Source organism: Streptomyces sp. col6 (assembly GCF_008042035.1).
Classification (GTDB): domain Bacteria; phylum Actinomycetota; class Actinomycetes; order Streptomycetales; family Streptomycetaceae; genus Streptomyces.
The window spans coordinates 493418-510901 of sequence record NZ_RDBL01000029.1; the positions used below are offsets into that span (position 1 = coordinate 493418).

The 17484-nt window shown below is 74.2% G+C and carries 14 protein-coding genes; 8 read left to right on the top strand and 6 right to left on the bottom strand.

Features of this window, described 5'->3' with window-relative positions; translation table 11 throughout:
- Positions 1-61: 61 nt before the first annotated feature.
- Positions 62-2530, top strand: a complete 2469-nt coding sequence (locus EAO73_RS31550; protein WP_147974920.1) for a cation-translocating P-type ATPase — start codon at positions 62-64, stop codon at positions 2528-2530.
- 46 nt (positions 2531-2576) lie between these two features.
- Here EAO73_RS31550 and EAO73_RS31555 read toward each other — a convergent pair whose 3' ends face one another.
- From EAO73_RS31555 to EAO73_RS31565, 3 genes are all read right to left on the bottom strand, one after another.
- Positions 2577-3317 (bottom strand): calcium-binding protein, encoded by a 741-nt coding sequence (locus EAO73_RS31555; protein ID WP_147974921.1) that lies wholly within the window; start codon positions 3315-3317, stop codon positions 2577-2579.
- A gap of 197 nt (positions 3318-3514) precedes the next feature.
- Positions 3515-6850: a sacsin N-terminal ATP-binding-like domain-containing protein gene (locus EAO73_RS31560; protein WP_147974922.1), complete on the bottom strand. Its 3336-nt coding sequence runs from the start codon at positions 6848-6850 to the stop codon at positions 3515-3517.
- A 303-nt stretch (positions 6851-7153) separates the two neighbouring features.
- Complete coding sequence (locus EAO73_RS31565; protein ID WP_191134295.1) at positions 7154-8062, bottom strand: DUF3027 domain-containing protein; 909 nt, start codon at positions 8060-8062, stop codon at positions 7154-7156.
- Between the two features lie 411 nt (positions 8063-8473).
- On the opposite strand from EAO73_RS31565, the gene EAO73_RS31570 reads away from it, so the two are divergent.
- The 5 genes from EAO73_RS31570 (at position 8474) to EAO73_RS31590 (ending at position 12399) form a co-directional block, all read left to right on the top strand.
- Positions 8474-9913 carry an MFS transporter gene (locus EAO73_RS31570; RefSeq protein WP_147974923.1) on the top strand — a complete coding sequence of 480 codons (1440 nt, stop codon included), beginning with the start codon at positions 8474-8476 and terminating at the stop codon, positions 9911-9913.
- Positions 9914-9940: 27 nt separating this feature from the next.
- Positions 9941-10420 (top strand): DUF2771 domain-containing protein, encoded by a 480-nt coding sequence (locus EAO73_RS31575; RefSeq protein WP_147974924.1) that lies wholly within the window; start codon positions 9941-9943, stop codon positions 10418-10420.
- 30 nt (positions 10421-10450) lie between these two features.
- On the top strand, positions 10451-11155 hold the full coding sequence (locus EAO73_RS31580; RefSeq protein WP_147974925.1) for a futalosine hydrolase: 705 nt from the start codon (positions 10451-10453) through the stop codon (positions 11153-11155).
- Positions 11130-11993 (top strand): 1,4-dihydroxy-6-naphthoate synthase, encoded by an 864-nt coding sequence (locus tag EAO73_RS31585; protein ID WP_147974926.1) that lies wholly within the window; start codon positions 11130-11132, stop codon positions 11991-11993. The genes EAO73_RS31580 and EAO73_RS31585 overlap by 26 nt, the downstream gene beginning before the upstream one ends.
- A 145-nt stretch (positions 11994-12138) precedes the next feature.
- Positions 12139-12399 carry a hypothetical protein gene (locus tag EAO73_RS31590; protein WP_147974927.1) on the top strand — a complete coding sequence of 87 codons (261 nt, stop codon included), beginning with the start codon at positions 12139-12141 and terminating at the stop codon, positions 12397-12399.
- A 68-nt stretch (positions 12400-12467) separates the two neighbouring features.
- Here EAO73_RS31590 and EAO73_RS37260 read toward each other — a convergent pair whose 3' ends face one another.
- A complete protein-coding gene (locus EAO73_RS37260) occupies positions 12468-12851 on the bottom strand; it encodes a cold-shock protein (RefSeq protein WP_073964676.1) in 384 nt (127 codons plus the stop codon).
- Between the two features lie 202 nt (positions 12852-13053).
- Here EAO73_RS37260 and EAO73_RS31600 point away from each other — a divergent pair, with 202 nt between their 5' ends.
- The gene (locus EAO73_RS31600) at positions 13054-13278 is read left to right on the top strand and encodes a hypothetical protein (protein WP_147974928.1); all 225 of its coding nucleotides are present in this window, start codon (positions 13054-13056) and stop codon (positions 13276-13278) included.
- Here EAO73_RS31600 and EAO73_RS31605 read toward each other — a convergent pair whose 3' ends face one another.
- Together EAO73_RS31605 and EAO73_RS31610 are read right to left on the bottom strand one after the other, a co-directional pair.
- A complete protein-coding gene (locus tag EAO73_RS31605) occupies positions 13279-13893 on the bottom strand; it encodes an HAD family hydrolase (RefSeq protein ID WP_147974929.1) in 615 nt (204 codons plus the stop codon).
- A 55-nt stretch (positions 13894-13948) separates the two neighbouring features.
- Positions 13949-14953 (bottom strand): hypothetical protein, encoded by a 1005-nt coding sequence (locus EAO73_RS31610; protein WP_147974930.1) that lies wholly within the window; start codon positions 14951-14953, stop codon positions 13949-13951.
- Positions 14954-15038: 85 nt separating this feature from the next.
- On the opposite strand from EAO73_RS31610, the gene EAO73_RS31615 reads away from it, so the two are divergent.
- The gene (locus EAO73_RS31615) at positions 15039-17483 is read left to right on the top strand and encodes a helicase C-terminal domain-containing protein (RefSeq protein ID WP_147974931.1); all 2445 of its coding nucleotides are present in this window, start codon (positions 15039-15041) and stop codon (positions 17481-17483) included.
- Position 17484 lies beyond the last annotated feature (1 nt).

The following is a 17484-nucleotide window of genomic DNA, read 5'->3' on the forward strand; positions in this document are numbered from 1 at the left end:
CGGTCTGATCTTCGTACTTCCCGGCGGGTGCCTCGGACGTTCCGCCCGTACCGTCGGAACCATGACTCAGCGGGCATCCGACCCCTCCGGGGAGCAGCGAAGCGGTCCCTCCGGCCGGGAGGCCACGATCGACGCCGGGGCCGAGCTCGACCCGGTCCACCCGGTCGAGCTGCCCGAACCGCCCGCCGGGCGCGGACTCACCTCGGCCGAGGTGGCGGAACGGATCGCGCGGGGCGAGGTCAACGACGTACCGGTACGGTCCTCGCGGTCGCTCACCGAGATCGTCCGGGCCAACGTCTTCACCCGGTTCAACCTGATCATCGGCGTCCTCTGGGTGATCATGCTGTTCGTCGCGCCGATCCAGGACAGCCTCTTCGGCTTCGTGATCGTCGCCAACACCGGCATCGGCATCGTGCAGGAGTGGCGGGCCAAGAAGACCCTGGACAGCCTCGCGGTCATCGGCGAGGCGAAACCCGTGGTCCGGCGCGACGGGACGGCCGCCGGGATCCACACCTCCGAGATCGTCCTCGGCGACCTGGTCGAGCTGGGGCCCGGGGACAAGGTCGTCGTCGACGGCACGGTCGCCGAGGCCGACGGCCTGGAGATCGACGAGTCCCTGCTCACCGGCGAGGCCGACCCGGTCATCAAGAAGACCGGCGACACGGTGATGTCCGGCAGTTTCGTCGTCGCCGGCGGCGGCGCGTTCACCGCGACGAAGGTGGGGCGCGAGGCGTACGCGGCCCAGCTCGCGGAGGAGGCGTCCCGCTTCACGCTCGTACGGTCCGAGCTGCGCAGCGGCATCTCGACGATCCTGAAGTACATCACCTGGATGATGGTGCCCACGGCGACCGCCCTGGTGATCAGCCAGCTGGTGGTCAAGGAGCACAACTTCAAGGACTCCATCGCCCGCACGGTCGGCGGGATCGTCCCGATGATCCCGGAGGGCCTGGTCCTGCTGACCTCCGTCGCCTTCGCGATCGGGGTCGTACGCCTGGGGCGCAAGCAGTGCCTCGTCCAGGAGCTGCCCGCCATCGAGGGCCTGGCCCGGGTCGACGTCGTCTGCCTGGACAAGACCGGCACGCTCACCGAGGGCGGCATGGACGTCACCGAGGTCCGCGCGCTGAACGGCACCGACGAACCGTATCTGCGCCGCGTCCTGGCGGCCTTCGGCGCCTCCGAGCCCCGGCCCAACGCCAGCCTCCAGGCGATCATCGACGCATACCCGGCCCCCGGGGACGGCGGCTGGCGGACCACCGGCACGCTGCCGTTCTCCTCCGCCCGCAAGTACAGCGGCGCCGCGTTCGACGAAGACGGCGGGGCCTCCTCCGCCTGGCTGCTCGGCGCGCCCGACGTGCTGCTGGCCGAGGACGACCCGGCCCTCGCGGAGGTGGAGCAGCTCAACGAGCAGGGGCTGCGGGTGCTGCTGCTGGCCCGCGCGCGGGGCGAGCTGGACGCCCTGGACGCGGCGGAGGGCGCCGAACCGGCCGCCCTGGTCGTCCTGGAGCAGCGGTTGCGGCCCGACGCCGGGCAGACCCTCGCCTACTTCGGCGAGCAGCGGGTCGCGACGAAGGTGATCTCCGGCGACAACGCGGTCTCCGTCGGCGCGGTCGCCGCGAAGCTCGGGATGAAGGGCGCGGAACACCCCCAGGACGCGCGCAGGCTCCCCGAGGACACCGACGCGATGGCGACGGTGATGGAGGAGAACGCGGTGTTCGGCCGCGTCACCCCGCAGCAGAAGCGGGAGATGGTCGCCGCGCTCCAGTCACGCGGCCACACCGTCGCGATGACGGGCGACGGCGTCAACGACGTCCTCGCGCTGAAGGACGCCGACATCGGCGTCTCGATGGGCTCCGGCTCCGAGGCCACGCGCGCGGTCGCCCAGATCGTGCTGCTGAACAACAGCTTCGCGACCCTGCCGTCCGTCGTCGCCGAGGGCCGCCGCGTGATCGGCAACATCACCCGGGTCGCGACCCTGTTCCTGACGAAGACCGTGTACTCGGTGCTGCTCGCCGTGCTGGTGGTCTGCTTCCAGGTCGAGTACCCGTTCCTGCCCCGCCATCTGACGCTGCTGTCCACGCTGACGATCGGCATCCCGGCGTTCTTCCTGGCGCTGGCCCCGAACAAGGAGCGCGCCCATCCGCACTTCGTACGCCGTGTGATGCGGTACGCGGTGCCCTCGGGCGTCATCGCCGCCGCCGCGACCTTCGTGACGTATCTGATCGCGCGGCACCACTACTCCGGTACGGGGGCGCTGGACGCGGAGACGAGCGCGGCGACGCTCACGCTGTTCCTGGTCTCGATGTGGGTCCTGGCGATCATCGCCCGCCCGTACACCTGGTGGCGGATCTGCCTGGTGGCCGCGATGGGTCTCGCGTTCCTGGTGGTGCTGGCGGTGCCATGGCTCCAGGACTTCTTCGCGCTGAAGCTGGTGGGCACGCAGATGCCGTGGACGGCGGTGGGCATCGCGGTAGTGGCGTCGGTCGTGCTGGAGTACGCCTGGCGGCTGGTGAGCCGCCGCTTCCCGGTGTAGTCCCCGTACGTGGGGAAGCGGCGGCCCTCGGCCCGTGCGGGCCGGTCTACTTCACGTCGACGTAGTCACCCGTGGCGGTGGCCGCCGGGGTGGTGGACGTACCGGCGAAGCTGTAGCGCCAGTAGCCGTCGACCGTGGCCTTCACGGTCGTCTTCGCGTCGCCCTTGTTGTTCGTCTTGACGGTCTTCACCGTGGTGTAGGTGCTGCTGCCCTTCTTGCGGAACTGCAGCTTCACGGACTGGCTGGTGTAGCCGTGGTACTTGTAGTCGTCCCAGTTGGCCCGCGAGAGCCAGCCGGTGACGGTGATGGTCTTGCCCTTCTTGACCGGCTCGGGGGAGGCGTTGACGGTCTGCCGGGAGGCGCGCTGGAACTTGAACGAGCTCGCCTTCTCCTCCCAGATGTAGTCGCCGTCCTTGGCATCCACCCATGCGTCGACGTACCAGGTGCCGGCGTAGTCGTTGGAGTACATGAGGTCGGCCTTGGGGTCGACGGTGAACGACGCCGTGCAGGTGCTGCCGGAGCAGCGGGCCTTACCGGTCATGAAGCCGAACCCCGGACCGTGCAGGCTGATGTCGGCGCCTTCGATCCCGGAGTTGTCCTTCGCGGTCACGGAGACGGTGAACTTCTTGACCTCGCTGGTACCGACGACCACGTTCTTGCCGCCGTTGACGGTGACCTTGGTGATCCCGGTGTCGCCATAGCCGCCGTCGGCATGGGCGGCCGGCACGGCAAGGGCGGTCAGAGCCAGGGCGCCGGTGAGGACGGCGGCGGAGGTGCGCATGCGCATGTGTGCTTCCCCGTGGGAAAGGGCCCGGGTCCGCGCGCGGACCCCTCGGGCCGATCGGTCAGTCGAGTCGGGGTGACTCAACAGACCAGACGAGCAACGGATGTGAAGGGTTGTGCAGGATTTGAAGATTCTGCGAAGATCGCATAAATCGGTGTAGTTGCCACAGACCTCCGCACCCGCCCGGCCGGGCCCCTGTCTCAGTCGAACCAGCGGTCCCGGGCCAGTTCCGCCGTACGGGAGGGGTCCTCCAGCAGGGCCGCGACCTCGAAGCGGCGGGGCCACTGGCCGGCCGCCCAGGCGAGGCCCGCCGCGACGCCCTCCAGCGTCGAGGCGTGCACCACGCCGTCCGGGGTCCGGCGCCAGTCCAGTTCGACGCCGCCCGCGCGCAGTTCGCCGTGTTCGACGTACGTGGCCGGGGTGGCGGGCCCCAGCAGGACGCGGACGGACTCGGGCACCTCGTGCTCCTCGCCGTCGCTCGTGACCCCGGCCTCGACGCTCTCGCCGAGCCGCCGCACCTGGAACAGCTCGGCCAGCTCCGCCGCGTGCGCCGGGGCGACGGGCAGCAGCGGCAGCCCCTCGGTGAGCGGCAGCAGGTCCGGCGCGTCGGCGATCACCGCGTCCGCAGCGTCGGCCACCCGCACCTCGCCGTCCACCACCGCACGCAGCTCGTCCGGCAGCGTGACCTGTTCCGGGTCGAGCGCGGACAACGCGGTGTACAGGGCGTGCAGTTGTACGCCGGTGACCGGGCGGTCCCCGTCCGCGAGCCGGCCGAGGAGTTCGGCGGCCCCGCCCGGCTCGTCCAGCAGGGCGTCGACCGAGGTCCGTACGCCCAGGGCGCGCAGCACCTCGGCGTCGTCGAAGCCGGTCGCGTCGGCGGAGTCGTACAGGCCCGCGAGCCGGGCGTCGCTCCCGTGGGCGCGCAGTCCGGCGGGGCGGCGGCCGTCCAGCACCGGGTGCCCGCGCAGCCACCACGCGGTGTACGGGCGGACGGACTGCGTGGTGCCGTCCGGGAGCAGCACCCGGACCGGCTGGGTGAGCGCGTCGCGCAGCGGCGGTTGGGCGAGGAGTGCGAGCGCCTGCGGCCAGGCGTCGTCGTCGACGAGGTCGAGGTCCCGTACGGCGACGAGCTCCGTGGCGACCGGCGGCACCGGGCTGTCCGGGAACCGGTCGAGGATGTCCTCGCACCACACGTCGACGGCGTCGAGCAGCCCGGCGTCGTCCGGCTCCGGGAAGTCGCTGTCGCGCGGCTCCAGTTCGTCCGGGTCCAGCACGACGTCGGTGGCCCGGACGAGGGCGAAGGTGGCGAGCACCCCGCAGGCGGTGAGCGGCTGTTCGCCCCAGCGGTCGGCCAGCTCCGCGTCGCACAGGGCGAGTTCGCCCTCGCGCATCACGTCGGCGAACGCGCTGCCCGGCAGCACGAGTTCCCCGGCCGGGGCGAGTTCGCCGTCCTCGTCGGTCAGCGCGAGCGCCCCGAGCCAGGGCTCGTCGCCCGGCTCCAGGGCCGCGTCCCGGACCAGGGTGAGCACGGTCTCCACCAGCTCGTCCCCGTCGAGCGCGTCCTCGTCCCAGATCTCCCCCGCGTCCAGCGACCCGGCGACGGCGGACCGCACCTGCGGGGTCGTCAGCACGGCGCGCGGGGTGGCGGGCAGGGCGCCCAGCTTCTCCAGGAGCGGATGCGCGGCGTCCGGGTGCGCGACCTTGAGACCCAGCCGGCCGAGGCGGTCGAGGACCGGGCCGGAGAGGGCGTCGGGGAGCGGGAGGAGGACCTGGCGGGGGCCGATGGTGGTGCGGGGAGGCGGGGGAAGCGCGAGCGCTTCCCGGCCGGCGGAGGGGGCGTCGGGGCCGCCGTACGGGCCGTCCGCTCCGGCACCGGCCGACGGGGCGTCGGGGCCGATGCCCGCGGACGGGGCGTCCCAGTCGGCGCCCAGGGACAGAGCGCCCCGGACATCCCTCGCCGCGCCCGTCCCCGCGAGCGGTACGGGGAGGCCCGACAGCCGGTCCGGGTCGACGCCGGTCAGGCTGTCGTAGAGCCGCCGCCACCAGGCGGGTTCGCGCTCCAGACCCGCCAGGCGGTCGATCGCCTCGGTCAGCGGGACGCGGGCGACGCCCAGCGTGCGCAGCTCGACGCGGCGCTCCAGGCCGGCGGGCAGCAGGCACGGCAGCACCTCGGCCAGCACGGCGACGGTCTGCGCGCCGACGCCCTCCACCACCTCGGCCTCGACCGGCCGCAGGGCGACGGTGTCCTTGCGGACGCCCTCGTCCCAGCCGTCCCAGCGCTCCGGCTCGGCGGCCGGGTCGCGCGGGGCGGCCGGCTCCAGGAACGCCACGCGCGGCAGCCGCTCCAGGATGGCGCCGCGCAGCGCGGCGTCCAGCCCGCCCTGCCCGAGGGGGCCCGGGACCAGGGAGATCGTCGCGACGGAGACCGGCTCCCAGTCGCCGAGCAGTTCCGCGTACGCGTCGGCCGCGCGCTCCACCAGGAAGTCGGTGAGCGGTCCGGGGGCGGGGTGCCTGCGGGTGGTGTCCAGCGGCAGCGAGGCGATGAGCAGCGCGGGCAGGCCGAGCGGTTCGTCGGTGGGCGTCGGCGCGTGGACGACGGACGCGGTACGGGGGTGGACCGGGGCGCCCTCCGTGTCCACCGGGACGGCCCAGGTCACCGACCAGTGCGGACGCAGCCGTTCCTCCAGCGGCCGGTCGGCGAGCAGGGCGGGCTCGATCGGGCCGTGGTGGACGGCGGTCCGCCAGCGGTGCGTGCCGTGCGCGGAGTCCTCGATGTGCGTGTACGGGCCGTGCTGGGAGCGGCGCAGGGTGCGTACGCCCTCCGGGGTCTCGACGACGACCTCGTCGAGCCCGGTCAGCGTGAGGAGCAGCGCGTCGTCCACGGCGGCGAGCAGCCGGCCCACCAGGTCCTCGGCGGTGCCGTCGCGCAGCGGCAGCACCACGACGGTGTCGTAGCCCTCGGGCGCGGTGCCCTCGGCGGGCAGCGGGAGGCGCAGCAGCGGTACGTGGCCGTCGCGGCGGCGCAGCTCGTCGCCCAGGCCGGGGCTGCCGACAGCGGCCTCCCGGGCGAGTTCGCGGGCCTCCGCGAGGGACCAGCGCACCCCGCCGTGCCGGCCGACGACCGCCGGCTCGTCGCTGACCGCGAGGACGGCGGCGAACCCGACGCCGAACCGGCCCACGGCGCCCTCGTGGCCCTCGCGCTTGGCGGAGGCCCGCAGCGTGGACAGCGACTCGACGCCGGTGGCGTCCAGGGGGGCGCCTGTGTTCGCGGCGGCGAGGACGGCGGGGGCGCCGTCCGTCGCCGGGTGCAGGGTGAGCCTCAGGCGGCCGGGGGTCCCGGCGCGGGCCGCGGCGTCGGCGGCGTTCTGGGCCAGCTCGACGACGAGGCGGTCGCGGTAGCCGCCGAGCGCGAGGTCCTCCTCGGCGTTGGCGTCCTCCCGGAACCGGGCGGGCCCCGCGCCCCAGGCGTCGAGCACGCCGCGCCGCAGCCGCGCGGTGCCGAATGGGTCGGCGCCCTCGGTCGCGTTGATGCCCATGGGCGTACTCCCTCTGCCGGTTGCCGGTAACGCGTACCCCGCGAAGCTACCGGGTACGGGCGAGCACCCGAACGCACCGGTCCCCGCGCGCGGGCTTCCGTCCTCAGTCGCCGGACAGGCTGGATTCCGCAGTCCCCGGGCCCACCACCCCGGAGGTTCCGTCCTCAAACGCCGGACGGGCTGGGAATGCCGCGGGCCGCGCTCGACGGATCAGGCGAGCCACACCAAGCCCGTCCGGCGATTGAGGACGGAACCGGCTCGCCGGGGCACCCGAGGTCATCGGGACCCCCGGCCCCGGAGGGGCTACGCGTGGCCCAGGTCCTCCGAGGAGGAGGACGACGCCTCGTGCAACGGATACTCGTCCACCCGCACCGTGTCCAAGCGATGCGGCACCGCCGCAGGCGGCTTCGGCATCACCGCCGCCTCCGAATGCCCCCCGCACCCGTACGACAGCGACACCACATGCCCGTCCGCCGGACCGAACTCGTTCGCGCACACGCCGAACGCCTGCCGCAGCGAGCCCGCCAGCGGCATCAGGAACGCGCAGGACACGCACGAGGCCGGCGCGGCCTGCGCCATCGGTGTCTTCGGGCCGAACTCCTCGTCCCAGCGGTCCGCCGCCGAGTGCAGCCCGTAGCGGGACAGCACCCGCGCCCGCCGCATGCCCAGCTCGTCCGCCACCGCGGCGATCGAACCGCGCACGGCCGGATCCGGGCGCGTCGTCAGCTCCGCGTCCTCCACGTCGACGAGGTCGGCCAGCTCGTCGGTGACCGGCGCGTTCGGCAGCGGCTCGTCCGCCCCCGTGTACCCGGGCTCCAGCCGCAGGTCGTCCGCCTCGGTGGGCAGCAGGTCGCCCGGACCCATGTCGCCCGGCCGCAGCCGCTCGCTCCACGGCACCCACTCCGGCGCGAGGAGCGCGTCACTGCCCGGCAGCAGCACGGTCTCGTCCAGCGTGACGTTCTTCGCGCGGGAGGCCCGCGCGACCGTCACCGCCCAGCGCCAGCCCCGGTACCCCGGGTCCTTGCACTCGAAGTAGTGCGTGACGACCCGGTCCCCCTCGGAGACCACCGCCACATGCTCACCCACGATCCCCGGCGCGGCAGCCTCCTCGGCGGCCGTGCGGGCGAGGTCCACCGCCTCGGCGCACAAACGGTCGGGCACAGGGGTACGGGCGGTACGGGCCGTACGGCCTCGCGTCGTCGCAGCACTCACAGGTCTCGCTTCTCTCCTACGCCAGTCTCACGAGCGCGCCAGCACATCGACCATCGATTTCGGCCATACGGTCGCGGACGGAGCGGACCTGAGGGCCGCGTCGACGTCCACACCCGTTGAGCCAACCTCGGGCACGCCTTCCGCAATCCATTCTGCGGGATCGCCAAGAAGCGCGCGGCCGAGAACAACCGCCGGTGGCGCGCTACGCACGGTACCCTCTCCGCCGCCCCCCGCCCACCTGCCGTCCCAAACGGCGCCGTATCCGCGCCGCGCGCCGCCCGTCGGCAGGCCGCCCCCGAGAGGCGCCCCGCACCCCGCCACCTGGCCGATCACTGACCCGACGGGGCGGTCCGGCCCGCGCCCCGCAGTGATGCCGGTTCGCATCGCCCGGTCCTGGGGCACTATGACCAAGTGGCTTCTGCCAGGTCGCACGACGGACCCGGCCCCTTCCGCAGGACGGGCCGGTCGATCGGTCATGCCCTGAGGGTCCCGTTCACCGGCACCGCCCGGGGCATCCGGAAGGCCACGCACGCGCACGGCGCCGGCGAGAGCGGCCTCGGCAAGCTGATCGAGCTGCACGCGGTGAACGGCGCGGGCGACGTGATGATCACCGTCGCCCTCGCGTCCACCGTGTTCTTCTCCGTACCCACGGACCAGGCACGCGGCCGGGTCGCGCTGTACCTCGCCGTCACGATGGCGCCGTTCATCCTGCTCGCCCCGGTCATCGGACCACTCCTGGACCGCCTGCCGCACGGCCGCCGCGTCGCGATGGCCGGTTCCATGCTGGCGCGGGCGCTGCTGGCGCTCACCATGTCGGGCGCGGTCGCCACCGGCGGCCTGGAGCTCTACCCGGCGGCGCTCGGCGTCCTGGTCTGCTCGAAGGCGTACGGAGTGGTGCGCAGCGCCGTCGTACCGCGCCTGCTGCCACCGAACTTCTCGCTGGTGAAGGCCAACTCCCGGGTGACCCTGGCCGGTCTGCTGGCCACCGGGGCCGCCGCGCCGATCGGGGCGGGGCTGCAGATGATCGGCCCGCCGTGGCCGCTGTACGGCGCCTGCGCGGTGTTCGTCGGCGGCGCGATCCTGGCGTTCACGCTGCCGCCCAAGGTGGACTCCGCGAAGGGCGAACGCAGGGCGCAGCTCGTACCGCCGCACGGCGAGGGCACGCCCCGCCCGGAACCGCTGCGGTCCACCTCCACGCAGGCCGGGGCCAAGGGCGGCCGGTGGCGCAAGCGGCGGGAGAACGGTGAGCGGCGGCCGGGGCTGCGGTCCGTCGGCCCGTCCGTCCTGCACGGCCTCCAGGCCAACGCCGCGCACCGCGCGCTCTCCGGCTTCCTGATCTTCTTCCTCGCGTTCCTGCTGCGCGAGCACCCGCTCGCCGGGCAGAGCGCCGCGATCTCGCTGGGGATCGTCGGCGTGGCGGCGGGTGTGGGCAACGCGCTGGGCACGGCGATCGGCTCCTGGCTGCGGGCGCGCGGCCCCGAGATCATCGTCGCCTCGGTCCTGGGCCTGGCGCTCGGCGTCGCCGTCCTCGCGGCCATCTTCTTCTCCACGGTCATGGTCGCCGCGCTCGCCGCGACGGCGGGCCTCACGCAGGCCCTGTCGAAGCTGTCGCTGGACGCGATGATCCAGCGCGACGTGCCGGAGGAGGTGCGGACGTCCGCGTTCGCCCGCTCCGAGACCCTGCTCCAGATGGCCTGGGTGGTGGGCGGCGCGATCGGCATCGCCCTCCCCCTCAACGGCGTACTGGGCATGTCCGTCGCCGCCGGGCTGCTCGCGCTCGGTGCTTCCGCCTCCGTACGGGGGCTGCTGGGCGCCGCGCGGCGCGGCTCGCCGCACCCCCGCGTGGCGTGAGCGGGAGCGACCGATAGCCTTCGGCCCATGACCGTTGCGTTCTTCTCCGGTAAGGGCCGTCGAATCGGCGTCGCTCTTGGTGCCGTGTCCGCGGGACTTCTCGTCCTCTCCGCCTGCGACAAGCCGACGCCGCTCGCCACCGTGACGGTCGGCGACAACTCGGTGAGCACCGAGGCCGCCTGCTACAACGACGGCAAGGCCCTCAAGGAATCCGAGGTCAAGTCCTGCCTCAACAAGGAGGCGGAGAAGACCGTCAAGGTCTCGATGTCCGACACGGTCCACTTCGGGGTCGACCCGGAGATCGCGGACCACGGCTGGACGCTCTTCATCAACGGCCAGCAGGCCGAGCAGGAGCCGTTCAAGAAGACCTACCGCTCCATCTCGGGCAGCGCCTTCTTCTCCAGCCAGACCGGCGAGACCGCGGACAAGACGCAGATCAGCGTGGTGGAGACGAAGGGCGCGAGCGTCCTCGGCGTCTGGCACTTCGAGCTGAAGAAGACGGACTGACCCTCTCCCGACCTCGAAGGGCTCCTCTTCGTGCGCGTGCTTGTCGTGACCGCGGTCCCGGTGGAACGGGACGCGGTCACGCGTGCGTACGGGGACGAGCCGGCGGTCCACCGGATCCGCGGCGCGGAGATCCACCGCGCCGGCCCGCTCGACGTGCTCGCGGGCGGCGCGGGACCGGCCGCCGCGGCGGCGTCGGCCGCCTTCGCCCTCGCCTCGGACCGCTACGACCTGGTGGTCTCGGCGGGCATCGGCGGCGGCTTCGCACCGGCCGCCCCGGTCGGCTCGCTCGTCGTGGCCGACGCGATCGTGGCCGCCGACCTGGGTGCGGACACCCCGGACGGCTTCCTGCCGGTGACGGCGCTCGGTTTCGGCCGCGACCGGTTCGCGCCGCCGCCCGCGCTGGTCCGGGAGACGGCCGCCGCGACGGGCGCGCGCACCGGCGGCATCCTCACCGTCTCCACGGTGACCGGCACGGCGGAGCGCACCGCCGCGCTCCTGACCGCCCACCCGCACGCGGTCGCCGAGGCCATGGAGGGCTTCGGGGTCGCGGAGGCGGCGGCCCTCGCCGGCGTACCGGCCCTGGAGATCAGGGCCGTGTCGAACACCGTCGGCCCGCGCGACCGCGACGCCTGGCGCATCGGCGACGCGCTGACCGCGCTGACCGGCGCGTTCGGCAAGCTCATACCCGTACTGGAAGGCTGGACCCGCCATGACCGAGACGACACCGCAGGCTGACGCGCTGCGCATCGCCTTCTCGCCCTGCCCGAACGACACGTTCGTCTTCGACGCCTGGGCGCACGGCAGGGTCCCCGGCGCGCCGGCGCTGGACATCACCTTCGCGGACATCGACCTGACCAACGGCATGGCCGAGCGCGGCGAACTGGACGTGCTCAAGGTGTCGTACGCGGTGCTGCCCTGGGTCCTGGAGGAGTACGCGCTGCTGCCGTGCGGCGGCGCGCTGGGCCGGGGCTGCGGGCCGCTCGTCCTCACCCGCGAGGCGGGCACCGACCTGACCGGGAAGACCGTCGCCGTACCGAGCGAGCGCTCCACCGCCTACCTGCTGTTCCGCCTCTGGGCGGCCGAGGTGGTGCCGGGCGGGGTCGGCGAGATCGTCGTCATGCCGTTCGACGAGATCATGCCGGCGGTCCGGGACGGCAAGGTGGACGCCGGCCTGGTCATCCACGAGGCGCGCTTCACGTACCGGAACTACGGCCTGCACAGCCTGGCCGACATGGGCCGGCACTGGGAGGACACCACCGGCCTGCCGATCCCGCTCGGGGCGATCATCGCGAAGCGCTCGCTGGGCGCGGACACGCTGAAGCTGCTCGCCGAGTCCGTCCGCACCTCGGTCCGCATGGCCTGGGACGACCCGGAGGCCTCCCGCCCGTACGTCCTCGCGCACGCCCAGGAGATGGACCCGGCCGTCGCGGACCAGCACATCGGCCTGTACGTGAACGAGTTCACCGCGGACCTGGGCGAGGACGGCTACGCCGCCATCCGCGGCCTGCTGACCCGGGCGGCGGCCGAGGGGCTGGTCCCGGCGCTCGCCCCGGACGCGCTGTCGTTCGCCTGAGAGCCGGGGGCCGGGCGAGTCCCGCGCCGGTCGTGCCGCGCACGGGCCCTTCACATCCCCCGCGCCACAAACGCGGTGCGCGGTGGCATGGTTGACCGACTGGCGAGCCTGATGCCAGGACATCCATTCCGTGGGGGGATTTCTCATGCGTACCCGTACCACCGCGGCCGCCGCGGCCGTTGTCCTGCTCACCCTGCTGGGTTCGACCGCCTGCTCGTCCTCGTCGGACGGCACGTCACGATCCGATGAGCGGCAGGCGGCCCCGAGCGAGCCCGCCGTCGACCCCTCGAAGTGCGCGGTCCCCGCCGACAGGACTCCGGCGGAATGCGAGATCGACGCGTCCTTCGCGGTGATCGAGGAGGGGGTCCCCGCCGAGGGGATGCCGACGCAGGCGGCCGGCAAGTAGGCCTTGGCGCGCGAAACGCGAGGTGGGCGCCCCCGGCCGGGGGCGCCCACCTCGCGTCGCGTCGGCGGCTACACGTCGAGCTGGTCCGCGACCGCCCTCAGCAGGCCGGCGATCTTCGCGCCCGCCGCCTTGTCGGGGTAACGGCCGCGTTCCAGCATCGGGGTGATGTTCTCCAGGACCGTCGTCAGGTCCTGGACGATCGACGCCAGCTCGTCCGGCTTGCGGCGCTGGGCGGCCGCGACGGACGGGGTCGGGTCGAGGACGGTCACGGAGAGCGCCTGGTCACCGCGCTGGCCGGCGACCACGCCGAACTCGACGCGCTGGCCGGGCTTGAGAGCGTCGACCCCGGCCGGGAGCACGGACGAGTGCACGAAGACGTCGCTGCCGTCGTCGCGGGAGAGGAAGCCGAAGCCCTTCTCGCTGTTGAACCACTTGACCTTGCCAGTCGGCAAAGCACGCACCCCATCTCAACCCGTATGCCGGAACGAAAGCCCTCAGCAGGTCAGGCCGTCCTGTGGTCGTGCTCCCCTGCCGGGCCTGAAGCCTCCACAGGTGACGTACCCCTCGTCAAGCCTGGTCATCCGGACTGTGTCCGGAAACGGCATCTGCTTCACCCGGACACGGTTCGCCGTGCCCGGGAACTACCCTGACGGGGTGAGTACCTCATCTTCCGGCGCAGGCGACCGGCTGGTCCGGATCGGCGCGATCGTCTTCCTCATCGGCGCCCTCTCCACCCTCGCCACCATGGCGCCCCTGTTCCTCGGCACCCACCCGCTCCCGTCGATCGCGTGGTCCCTCTGCATGCTGATGGGCGTCGGCTTCCTGATCGCGGCGGCGGGCGTGGTCCGCTCGGCCCGCGCGGGGTCCCGCGAGCGGTAGCTAGGGGCGGTACGCGTCCAGCCAGGCCGGCAGTTCGGTGAGGGACGTGAGGACCACGTCCGCGCCCGCGTCGCGCAGCTCCTCCGCGCCGCACGGGCCCGTCGTGACGGCCACGGAGACGGCGTTCGCCGCCCGGGCGCCGCGTACGTCGCCGATGTGGTCGCCGACGTAGACCGTGGCGCCGTGCTCCTTCAGGGCCACCGCCTTCCGCTCGGCCCAGAGGTTGCCCACGATCACGTCCGGTTCGATGCCGAGGTGGGCCAGGTGCAGCTTGGCGTTCGGCTCGTACTTGGCGGTGACCACGAGCGTCCGGCCGCCGCGCGCCCGTATCGCCTCGACCGCCTCCCGGGCGCCCGGCAGGGCGAGCGTCGGGGTGATCGCGTACGAGGGGTAGATCTCCCGGTACCGGTCCGCGACGGCGGGCACCTCGGCGGCCGGCAGCCAGTTCGCCAGCTCCTCCTCCAGCGGCGGGCCCAGGCGGCTCACGACCAGGTCGGTGTCGATCGCGGCGCCCGTCTCGGCGACAAGGGCCTCGTAGACGGCCTTGATGCCGGGACGGGAGTCGATGAGCGTCATGTCCAGGTCGAAGCCGACCGTCAGGGGTGTGGGGGTCATGTCCCCCATTGTGGACGCCGGACGAACGGCCGCCGCGCCCGGTCGTCCCCGCCGCCTACCTCCGCCTCGCCCGCCACAGCAGGAACAGCGCCGAGGCCACCGCCGCCGCTCGTACCGTGACCGGCCAGACGTCGCCCAGGGCGTCCTTCATGCCGTCCTCCGCGATCGGAGCACCCCAGCGGCCGTCCATGCGGCCCCACAGCCAGACCAGGGCCGCCGCTGCGACCGCCCCGGGCAGGCCCATCGCCGCCCACTTCGCCTCCGCGCGCGTCAGCTTGCGGGAGCTGTACGCGAGCAGCCAGCCGCCCGCCAGGGCCAGCAGCGAGCCCATCACCGCGCCCGTCACCAGCAGGGCGGCGGCCAGCAGCAGCACCGGGTGGCCGAAGCCCCGGCGCGGGGCGGCGGCCTCCGGCGCGACGGTGGGCCTGCGGCGGAGCTTCGGCAGCCGGCGGCGGCGCTTCTCCGGGGGCGCGGCCTCCGGGGCCTCCTCGTCGGAGACCTCCTCGTCCGGCTCCTCCTCGTCCTCCTCCGGCTCCGGCGGGCGCAGCAGCGCCTCGATCTCCACCCCGCCCCGGAAGCCCGGCACCTCCGTACCGGGGCCGAACTCGCCGAACGCGCCCGGTCCGGACTCGCCGAACGGGCCGGGTTCGTCCCGCCACCAGTCCGCCTCGCCGTCGCCCAACTCGTCCGTACCCGCCCGGTGCGGGCCGGCGGCGCCGAAGTCGGCCGCGTGCGCGACGGCGCCCGTGTCCGCCTCGTCCGGTGCTTCCGGCGGTGCGGGCCTGTGGTGACGCGCGCGGCGCGGTCCGGGAATTTCCGGGGCGTCCGGCGCCCTCCGGCCCGCCTCCGCGACGAGTTCGTCCGGGGTGCCGAGCGTGCCGATGATGCGGCGCACCTGGCCCGGCGTGTGGGCCGCCTGGGCCGTGCGCTGCCGGTCGATCTCGGCCCGGAGCTCCGACACGAGCCGCATCCGGGCGGCCGACGACAGCTGTTGCTGCTGGGCGAGGTCGCCGACCCGGCTCAGATAGTCGTAGACCAGCTGGTCGCTCTCGATCCCCACGCGATGCTTCCCCTCGGTTCCCCGCTACCGGCCTGCACCGACGGTAGCGCCCTCACGGCTGTCCGGAACGACTACCGTGGGGCGGATGGGGACGACCACACCACCGCGGACGCTCGCCGAGGCTCTGCGCGCCCGGGACGACGAGTCACTGGCCGGGCTGCTGCGGGCGCGGCCCGATCTCCTCTCCCCCGTGCCGGGCGACATCACCCAGCTCGCCACGCGCGCGGGCACCCGTGCGTCCGTCGTCCGGGCCCTGGAACACCTCGACCGGTTCGCCCTGCAGACCGCCGAGGCGCTGGCGGTGGCGCCCGACCCGGCGCCGTACGGGACGCTGCTCGGCCTGCTGACCGGTGACGGGCAGGATGACGGCGAGCAGCGCGACGACGCGGGCGCCGCGATCACCGAGGCGCTGCCCGGCGCGCTCGGCACCTTGCGCGAGCAGGCCCTCGTATGGGGCGAGGACGACCGGCTGCGGCTGGTGCGCACGGCGCGGGAGCTGCTGTCGCCGTCCCCGCAGCACCCCTCCCCCACCGGGCTCGGGCCGACCGTCGCCGAGGCCACCGCCGGGATGTCGCCGGGCCGGCTCCAGGAGATCCTGACCGCCGCCGGACTGCCCGCCACCCACGACCCGGTGTCCGCGGTGACGGCCCTGACCGCGCTGTTCACCGACCGCGCCCGGATGGGCGGGCTGCTCGACACCGCCCCCATGGAGGCGCTGGCGGTCCTGGACCGGCTCGTGTGGGGGCCGCCGTACGGGGAGGTGACGCCGAACCCGACGCCGCCCGTGAAGTGGCTGCGGGACCGGGGCCTCCTGCTGCCCGTCTCGACCCGGACCGTCGTGCTGCCCCGCGAGGCCGCGCTGCATCTGCGGGCCGGACGCGCGCACCGGGTGCCCGAGCCCCGGCCGCCGGTCGTGGCCGCCGTCGCCGAACGCGATCCACAGGCTGTGGACAGCGCGGCGGCCGGTCAGGCGTTCCTGGCCGTGTCCACCGTCGAGGAGCTGCTGAAGCTCTGGAACGGCGGCGGCCCCGTCGTCCTGCGCGCCGGCGGCCTCAGCGTCCGGGAGCTGCGGAAGACGGCCACCGCGCTGGACGTCCCGGAGCCCGCCGCCGCGTTCTGGGTCGAGCTGGCGTACGCCGCCGGGCTGCTGGCCTCCGACGGCGAGGCGGACGAGCGGTACGCGCCGACGCCCGCGTACGACGAGTGGCTGGAGCTGCCCGCCCAGGAGCGCTGGGTCTCCCTCGCCACGACCTGGCTCACCGCCACCCGCACCTCGGGGCTGGTCGGCGGCCAGGACGCCAAGGGGCGGGCCCTGTCCGCGCTCGGCCCCGATCTGGACCGTTCCGCCGCGCCCGAGGTACGCCACCGGGTCCTCGCCCTGCTCGACGCCCTGCCGGCCGGCACCGCGCCCGACCCCGAGACCGTGCTCGCCCGGCTCCGCTGGGAACGGCCCCTGCGCGGGACCGCCGCCACCGGGGAGACCACGGATCTGCGCTCCCGGATCGCCCTGTGGACGCTGAACGAGTCGGAGCTCCTCGGCATCACCGGGCGCGGCGCGCTCGCCGCGCCCACCCGCGCCCTGCTCACCGGCGGGCCCGCCGAGGCGGCCGGGCTGCTCGCCCCACTGCTGCCCGAGCCCCTGGACCACGTCCTGCTCCAGGCCGACCTGACCGCCGTCGCGCCGGGGCCGCTGGAACGCCCCCTCGCCGATCTGCTCGGCGCGCTCGCGGACATCGAGTCCAAGGGCGGGGCGACGGTGTACCGGTTCACGCCCGGGTCGGTCCGCCGGGCCCTGGACGCCGGACAGACCACCGCCGACCTGCACGCCTTTCTCGCCGCGCACAGCCGTACGCCGGTGCCGCAGCCGCTGAGCTACCTCATCGACGACGTGGCCCGGCGCCACGGCCACCTCCGGATCGGCGCCGCCTCCTCGTACGTGCGCTGCGACGACGAGGCCGTGCTCAACGAGATCCTCGCCGACAAGCGGTCCGCCGCGCTGCGGCTGCGCCGGATCGCGCCGACGGTGCTGGCGGCCCGAGCCGATCCGGCCTCGCTCCTCGAAGGGCTCCGCGAGATGGGGTACGCGCCCGCCGCGGAGTCCGCCGACGGCGACGTCCTGATCACCCGGGCCGGTGCCCACCGCACCCCGCCCCGGTCGGCGCCCACGCCCGTCCCCGAGGGCCCGCCGGTGCCGGACACCACCCTGCTCGGCGCGGCGGTCCGGGCGATCCGGGCCGGGGACACCGCCGCCACGGTCGTCCACGCGCAGAAGGACACCGGCCCCGCCACGCCGCCCGGCGCGCTGCCTCGTACGACCCCGGCGGAGACCCTGGTCACCGTCCAGGCCGCCGCGATGACGGGCTCCGCGGTGTGGATCGGCTACGTCAACGCGGAGGGCACCGCGAGCCAGCGCGTGATCGCCCCGGTCCGTGTGGAGGGCGGCTTCGTGACGGCGTACGACCACACGGCGGACGAGGTCCGCACGTACCCGCTGCACCGGATCACGGGCGTGGCCGAGCTGGCGGAGTAGG

Excerpts from the sequence above, each read along its gene's own strand:
- EAO73_RS31550 (WP_147974920.1), top strand. The coding sequence starts at position 62 with ATGACTCAGCGGGCATCCGACCCCTCCGGGGAGCAGCGAAGCGGTCCC.
- EAO73_RS31555 (WP_147974921.1), bottom strand. The coding sequence starts at position 3,317 with ATGCGCATGCGCACCTCCGCCGCCGTCCTCACCGGCGCCCTGGCTCTG.
- EAO73_RS31560 (WP_147974922.1), bottom strand. The coding sequence starts at position 6,850 with ATGGGCATCAACGCGACCGAGGGCGCCGACCCATTCGGCACCGCGCGG.
- EAO73_RS31575 (WP_147974924.1), top strand. The coding sequence starts at position 9,941 with ATGACCGTTGCGTTCTTCTCCGGTAAGGGCCGTCGAATCGGCGTCGCT.
- EAO73_RS31585 (WP_147974926.1), top strand. The coding sequence starts at position 11,130 with ATGACCGAGACGACACCGCAGGCTGACGCGCTGCGCATCGCCTTCTCG.
- EAO73_RS31590 (WP_147974927.1), top strand. The coding sequence starts at position 12,139 with ATGCGTACCCGTACCACCGCGGCCGCCGCGGCCGTTGTCCTGCTCACC.
- EAO73_RS31605 (WP_147974929.1), bottom strand. The coding sequence starts at position 13,893 with ATGACCCCCACACCCCTGACGGTCGGCTTCGACCTGGACATGACGCTC.
- EAO73_RS31615 (WP_147974931.1), top strand. The coding sequence starts at position 15,039 with ATGGGGACGACCACACCACCGCGGACGCTCGCCGAGGCTCTGCGCGCC.